The following is a 6,655-nucleotide window of genomic DNA, read 5'->3' as shown; positions in this document are numbered from 1 at the left end:
AGCTTATGCTTATAATATCCTCTTAAACTTCCTTCATGATGTGCAGGATGCATCCATTCTTCTTTTGTATATCCATAATCAACTGTAATACATATACCTTTCTGAAACCATTTCGCAATCTCTTCTATATACTCTTCCATTGCAATAGGCACTTCAAAGCGCTGTCCCTCAGCAATATGAATGTTATATTTCAATAAGTAACGACCGATTCTTTTCTCTATCGGTCTAAATACTTCTGTAAGGTTTCCCTCATCTGTATACGTGATACGTACTTCATACAAAATTCCATTTCTTTTCTCAACTATCTCAACAGGAAACGCATCAAATAATTCATTCGAAAAAATAATTCCTTCGAAAGACTCTCCCATTTCAATATAAGATGTATAATACGACACATTATCAAATAAACAAAGCTTCTCCTGTTGTAGCCTTCTATGAAAAGGGCTCACTTCAATAATTGAATAGTTTAAATTGATAAAGGTTTCCGGAGATAATTGTTTCCATTCTTGTAAAATATCATAGGCAAACTTTCCTGTTCCCCCACCAATCTCACAAATATTTGGAGAAACTTCTCCCTTTTCAACAAGCCGAATAAAAAACTTAGCAAAAGTCTTCGCAAATACAGAAGATACATTGCTACTCGTAAAAAAATCTCCCTGTCTGCCAATTTTTTCACGTTCTCTCATATAATACCCATGTTCCTCTGCATATAATACGAGGTTCATATACGTACTATATGAAATCGAATGATCCTTTTCTTTTCCCATCCATTCTCTTAAAATGAGCTCCATCCCCATAATGACTCCTTATTGTAAAAATGGATTATTTTCTTTTTCAAAACCAATGCTTGTTTCTGGACCGTGTCCACATAGCACCGCTGTTTCATCTGGTAATACAAATAATTTCTCTTCAATACTTCCAATTAATTCAGCAAAACTTCCACCAGGTAAATCCGTTCTTCCAATACTCATTTGGAACAATACATCTCCAGAAAATACAGCATTCGCTTCTTTACTATAATAAGAAATACTTCCTGGAGAATGTCCTGGTGTCTCAAAAATTTCAAAACTAAAAGAATCAATCGTTAATGTACCCTCTTCGTCAATAATATGATCTGCTGGTTTTGCTGTAATACTGCGGTTCATCATAAAAATTTGTGAGCCATTCACAGTTGCATCACCTAACCAATCCGCTTCTTCTTTATGTACGTATACAGGAATATGAAAAGCGTCTCTCACCGCATCAACAGCACCGATATGATCGAAATGAGCATGTGTTAATAAAACCGCAAGTGGTTTTAACTGTGCTTCTTGTAAATATGTAACAAGTTTCTCTCCTTCATGGCCAGGATCAAAGATAATACACTCATTTTGATCATTCGTTAAAATATAAGCATTTGTTTGTAATGGGCCTAACGGCATTTGTATCCATTTCATATGAAAATCTCCTCCAGTTATTTAATTTACTTTTAATGATACAACATTTCTTTCTCTTAGGAAAAGAAGGGGTGTTATCTCGACAATCATTTTTAAAACATGTACAATATAAAAGAGTAAATATTCTAAAAACTCATCCTAAGGAATGAGTAGACAGAGGAGGATATTGTATGGGCCTTGTTATTATTTTTACGCTAGTCACTCTGTTAGCTGTATTCGCTACGCTTAGAACACTTCGCGAAAAAAACTTATTCGCGGGCGGCTTCGCTATTGCAACCGTACTTGTTTTCGGATGGTTTACAATCATGACTGTTCTATATAATGGGTACCCACCAGCAGCTTAATCCATTTACATTTTTATTCTCCAACAAGATCTTGCATAAAAAGAGGAAGGGGACCCCTTCCTCTTCTCATTATTCACAACTTATATCATCTTCGCCTCGTATTTGTGCTTTTTTACAAGCCACGCTCCTCCAATTACACCTGCATCATTACCAAGTATTGCAATTGCTAACTTTGTGCTCTTTACAGCACGAGAGAAAGCATATTGCTCGAAATAACGTTGAATTGGCTCTAATAGTGCATCTCCAGCTTTAGATACGCCACCACCAATTACGATTTTCTCTGGGTTCAACGTACTAGCAAGGTTCGCTACAGCTAATCCTAAATAAGAAGCTACTTTTTCCACTACTTCACCTGCTAGTTCGTCACCTTGTCCAAGCGCTTCAAACACATCTTTTGATGTAATAAGCCCTTCTTCTGCTAACATAGAACGTAAAACACTTTCTTTATCTGTCCCTTGTATTTTTTGCATAGCAACACGCACAATACCTGTTGCAGAGGCTACTGTTTCTAAGCAACCCGACTTCCCGCAATTACATGGAAAAGCGTTCTCTGTAACAACTGTAATATGTCCAATCTCACCAGCAGCACCGCTTATACCATGTACAATCTCACCATTGGCGATAACACCACCACCAACACCAGTGCCAAGTGTCATACAAATTAAATCTTTTGCTCCTTCGCCAGCACCTTTCCACATTTCACCAAGCGCCGCTAAGTTTGCATCATTATCAATCACAACAGGTAATCCTGTTTCTACTTCTAGCAAGTCTTTTAACGGATAGTTTTTCCATCCTAAATTAACCGCTTCATAAATCATTCCAGATGCCACATGTACAGGACCAGGAGCTCCCATACCAATACCAATTAGCTTGCTTTTTAATTCACCTAATTCTTCTAACTTTTTATCAATAGCTTTCGCTACATCAAGTGTAATATGTTTTCCTTGTTCATTTGTATTCGTAGGGATTTCCCACTTATGTAAAATTTCACCGTACACATTAATAAATGCTAATTTAATCGTTGTACCACCAAGGTCAACACCAACTAACCATTTCTCTTCCATGTTACGTACCTACCTTTATCTAATTCTTATTTATCTCTTTTTGAATTTCTTGCTTCAATAAAAATAAAGCTGTTTGATAGTCTTGTGGATCGATTAGCTGTGATTGATTTAATTCACGCAATTCATCTTGCATTAATTGTAAATCAGCAATTCGATCACCCGTATAAATAATCGTGCCAAATTTCTTTAACAATTGCTGAATATCATAAATGGATATCATTTTATCACCCTCTATGCTCACTTACTATAAAAAAATTATAATAAGAAAACGTTCACATATTTTATTATAATCAAGAAGAAAAAGTCTCGTCAATTTTTATTTGTCTATACAAGCCCATTTATAACCATTGTTCCTTTTTCTGTAATAATTTTCTCTACATTTTTATCAAATGGCTCTACCGGAATATGTTTTACAATTTGAAAATCATAAGCTAATGATAGCGTTTTCCCTTTATAGTGCACGAGATAACGATCATAGTAGCCACCGCCATATCCAATCCGTTCTCCTCGCTGTGTATAAGCTACTCCTGGCACGATAAGAAGATCAATTTCACACGCATTTACTTCTTCCGTAAGCGCTGGAATCGGTTCACGTAAATTCATATATACTGTTTCTAATTGGTTAAAATCACTAATTCGTCGGAAAGACATCGTTCTTGCCCCTTTATTACACTTCGGAACAACAATTTTCTTTCCTTCTTCCCAAGCTTTTTCGATAATAGGATATGTATTCACTTCTTGCTCCATCGAGAGAGTGATTCCAATTGTTTTAGCTTCAACCCACTCTTTTTGTCCATACACCGAAACGGCAATTTGTTCCGATAAAGTTGTATACTGTTCTTCAGATAAAGAATTCATGTGTTCTATTATTTGTTTGCGTAACCGTATTTTCTCTTCTTTCACACACTTTTCCCCCTTACAGTGACACTTTACTCTACGAGGATAGTGTATCACTTTTATGTAGAAATCGCATAAAAAAAAAGAAACAGTAGGAAAATATTCCTACTGCTTACTTTGTTTCACGGTGTAACGTAGACTTCTTGTCACGCTTGCAATACTTTTTAAGCTCGATACGCTCAGCGTTGTTACGTTTATTTTTCTTTGAGATATAGTTACGATCTCCGCATTCTGTACATGCTAGAGTAATATTCACACGCATTCTTATTTCCCTCCAGTCACTAATAACTTAAATCAGACTATACTATAATACCACTTTTAAAATAAAAATTCTACACCTTTTGATATTGTCTAATTTTTTCTATAAGATTTTTCATGTTTTCCCTTGCTATCACTGGGTTTCTAGCATGTGAATACACCAAAAATTTTGGTTGTTTTGTATCAGAAACGATATAAGACCACTCTTTTTCTGTATATTTGAACTGTATCCCTTCAAATATACCTTCTTCTTTTATTTCCATATCGGCCAATAATTTCCTCATTACTTTCCCTTTTTCCTTCCATGAACATACAACTTCATCATAAAGTAGATACAGTGGAGGTGATTGCTCTGCTATGCTAAGTAATGTTTTTCCTTGCAACGCTATTAATTCAAATAATTTTCCAATTCGATATAAAATATCTCGCTTCCATCTTATTTGAAAAGAGTTTTTTTCATTATGCATATAAAAGAGGAGATAACATTCCCCTAATTTCAAAGACATTGGGTAAACATTATCTGCTGATTCGAGTAATAAATCTGGAATATCTACTTCTTCAAAATCAGTTCCTTGGTAAATATTACTGTGAGTGTCATATAATTCGAAGCGATTTCCATGTTCAGAAAACATAAGCGCCATATTTGCTTTACTCGATTTCATCAAAGCTTTCACATGATCTTTTTGTTCACTCGCATAAATCCATGTAACTGTGCATCCAAGCCTTTGTAGAAAGAGCATAAGTAAATGTTGTAACATATCATTTCTCTTATTAATAAGGAGATGAAACTTCTGTTTTTGTATCGTTTCAATATCAATACGCTCTAACACAGCTTCTACATAATTATTTACAGAAACGTGAACTAGCTTATTTCGTCCCATTTCTTTCTCACAAGCGTAATAAAACGACTCAGACATATATACTTGTTCTATCGCTTTTTGCTGCTTATACGTTAAAAGCGAGCCCTCCTTACCATATAGTTGTATAACAATCCCTCTTTCGCTTTCCACTTGAACGAAAACTCCACCTGCACATTGCAAATTATGAATCACATACTGAAAAAGCGACTCATTCATTTCTTTACATTCCATCGTATGAATCCCGCTGCCATGAATGGCATGGAGGAATAAATTTTTAAAGGAAGTTGTTTCTATATTTTCCTGACTTCCAATCAATATACTCTCTCCTTTGGCAAAAAGAGATCCATAAGCCATTGCAACTTTCACAATAAATTGAGGAGTAATTTCAACATTACCCCTTCCTACAATCCGGCTTTTTTGTAACCACCCTGCACTCTTTTCACTCTCTTTAACACCGGCAGAACCTACTATCGAATGACTATCTATCTCCTTATATGGCCATATTTTTCCTTTTTGCTTAATTACTGTACTTTTCCCTATATGGCAATGGTCCGCTACAATACTTTTTTGAAAAAGTGTAACATCATCTTCGACCATTGTATGATCTCCTATTGTTGTTTCTAACAACTCACAATTTTTTCCTATATGAGCGTTTGCAAAAATGATGCTTTTTTGAAGATGAGAATAACTTGAAACGATACTATTTTTTCCGATAATAGAGTACGGTTCAATTACAGCCCCCGCACCAATCATTACTCCTTCTCCAATAAAAGAAGGACCATGAATTTTCGTTCCTTTTCCTATCGTTACACCTTCTCCCATCCACACCATTGGTAATACTTCTGTATATGGAATAGGCACCTTCAATTTTTTCGTCAACAAATCGAATTGAGCTTGCCGATATTGATCAAATGTACCAATATCTAGCCAATAGTCTTCTGATAAATATGCAAATAAAGCATTTTTATTAGCTAATAACGGAAACACATCATGACTGAAATCCGAAAATTCCATGGATGGTATGTAAGAAAAGATTTCTGGCTCCATTATATAAATACCTGTATTCACAATATTAGAAACTACCTCATTCCAGCTCGGTTTTTCTATATATCGTATAATTTCTTGTTCTTTATTCATTACAACTAACCCAAATGAGAGTGGGTTTTCTACTTCTTTCGCAAACATCGTTACCATTCTCTTCTTCTGTTCATGAAATGCAATTCCTTCTGATAATTGAAAGTCAGTTAATGCATCCCCACTAATAACAACAAATGTTTCATCTAAAAAACTTTCCGCTTGCTTAATGCTCCCTGCTGTTCCAAGCGGAGGAGAATCTTCAAAATAATACAAGTTAACTCCCCACTTACTACCATCACCAAAGTATTGCTTAATGGCAGTACTCATATATTGAACTGTAATTGCAATTTCACGAATACCATGCTGACGTAATAATTCAATATTATATTCAAGAACTGGTTTTTCTAACAATGGTAACATCGGTTTTGGAGTATTACATGTTAATGGTCTAAGACGTCTCCCTTTTCCTCCAGCTAAAATAACCCCCTTCATATACTTCAGCCTCCACTTATATAATGTTCAAGAACTCCGTATATCATTTATCCCACATTAACTGCAGGAAAAGTCCGTTTTGGTATGATCTAACAATCAGTGAGAGACAGCCCCACTAATTAAAGCCTCACTTTATGAATAAATGTACCTTTTAACTCCCGATAAAAAAAGAAAGCGCTTACCATTAACTTAGTAAAATAATTAATAAGACGTAATTAACACATATG

8 protein-coding genes are annotated in these 6,655 nt (G+C 35.1%); 1 reads left to right on the top strand and 7 read right to left on the bottom strand.

All coding sequences use genetic code 11. The features are described 5' to 3' along the window. Together AB3X48_RS15505 and AB3X48_RS15500 are read right to left on the bottom strand one after the other, a co-directional pair. The coding region (locus AB3X48_RS15505) for an SAM-dependent methyltransferase (RefSeq protein ID WP_367959716.1) at positions 1–797 on the bottom strand (797 nt) is incomplete at its 3' end. Positions 798–806: 9 nt separating this feature from the next. Continuing rightward, the gene (locus AB3X48_RS15500) at positions 807–1,436 is read right to left on the bottom strand and encodes an MBL fold metallo-hydrolase (RefSeq protein ID WP_016106164.1); all 630 of its coding nucleotides are present in this window, start codon (positions 1,434–1,436) and stop codon (positions 807–809) included. 170 nt (positions 1,437–1,606) lie between these two features. Between AB3X48_RS15500 and AB3X48_RS15495 the strand changes: the two genes are divergently transcribed. Continuing rightward, positions 1,607–1,780: a DUF2759 domain-containing protein gene (locus AB3X48_RS15495; protein WP_002111850.1), complete on the top strand. Its 174-nt coding sequence runs from the start codon at positions 1,607–1,609 to the stop codon at positions 1,778–1,780. Positions 1,781–1,860: 80 nt separating this feature from the next. Here the strand turns inward: AB3X48_RS15495 and glcK are convergent, their stop codons facing one another. From glcK to AB3X48_RS15470, 5 genes are all read right to left on the bottom strand, one after another. After that, on the bottom strand, positions 1,861–2,844 hold the full coding sequence (gene glcK, locus AB3X48_RS15490; RefSeq protein ID WP_016106165.1) for a glucokinase: 984 nt from the start codon (positions 2,842–2,844) through the stop codon (positions 1,861–1,863). A gap of 19 nt (positions 2,845–2,863) precedes the next feature. Beyond that, a complete protein-coding gene (locus tag AB3X48_RS15485) occupies positions 2,864–3,064 on the bottom strand; it encodes a YqgQ family protein (protein WP_002173470.1) in 201 nt (66 codons plus the stop codon). A 104-nt stretch (positions 3,065–3,168) separates the two neighbouring features. Beyond that, a complete protein-coding gene (locus tag AB3X48_RS15480) occupies positions 3,169–3,747 on the bottom strand; it encodes a 5-formyltetrahydrofolate cyclo-ligase (RefSeq protein ID WP_016106166.1) in 579 nt (192 codons plus the stop codon). Positions 3,748–3,853: 106 nt separating this feature from the next. After that, on the bottom strand, positions 3,854–4,003 hold the full coding sequence (gene rpmG / locus AB3X48_RS15475) for a 50S ribosomal protein L33 (protein WP_001265616.1): 150 nt from the start codon (positions 4,001–4,003) through the stop codon (positions 3,854–3,856). A 70-nt stretch (positions 4,004–4,073) separates the two neighbouring features. Then, positions 4,074–6,428, bottom strand: coding sequence for a sugar phosphate nucleotidyltransferase (locus AB3X48_RS15470; protein WP_016106167.1), 2,355 nt, complete (start codon positions 6,426–6,428; stop codon positions 4,074–4,076). Between the last annotated feature and the right edge of the window lie 227 nt (positions 6,429–6,655).

This window comes from Bacillus sp. S4 (genome assembly GCF_040838205.1).
GTDB classification, from domain to species: domain Bacteria; phylum Bacillota; class Bacilli; order Bacillales; family Bacillaceae_G; genus Bacillus_A; species Bacillus_A cereus_U.
This window is presented reverse-complemented; position numbering and strand designations above follow the sequence as displayed.

What these genes read in the sequence shown, in the direction of transcription:
- AB3X48_RS15500 (WP_016106164.1), bottom strand. Translation starts at nt 1,436, where the DNA reads ATGAAATGGATACAAATGCCGTTAGGCCCATTACAAACAAATGCTTAT.
- AB3X48_RS15495 (WP_002111850.1), top strand. Translation starts at nt 1,607, where the DNA reads ATGGGCCTTGTTATTATTTTTACGCTAGTCACTCTGTTAGCTGTATTC.
- glcK (WP_016106165.1), bottom strand. Translation starts at nt 2,844, where the DNA reads ATGGAAGAGAAATGGTTAGTTGGTGTTGACCTTGGTGGTACAACGATT.
- AB3X48_RS15485 (WP_002173470.1), bottom strand. Translation starts at nt 3,064, where the DNA reads ATGATATCCATTTATGATATTCAGCAATTGTTAAAGAAATTTGGCACG.
- rpmG (WP_001265616.1), bottom strand. Translation starts at nt 4,003, where the DNA reads ATGCGTGTGAATATTACTCTAGCATGTACAGAATGCGGAGATCGTAAC.
- AB3X48_RS15470 (WP_016106167.1), bottom strand. Translation starts at nt 6,428, where the DNA reads ATGAAGGGGGTTATTTTAGCTGGAGGAAAAGGGAGACGTCTTAGACCA.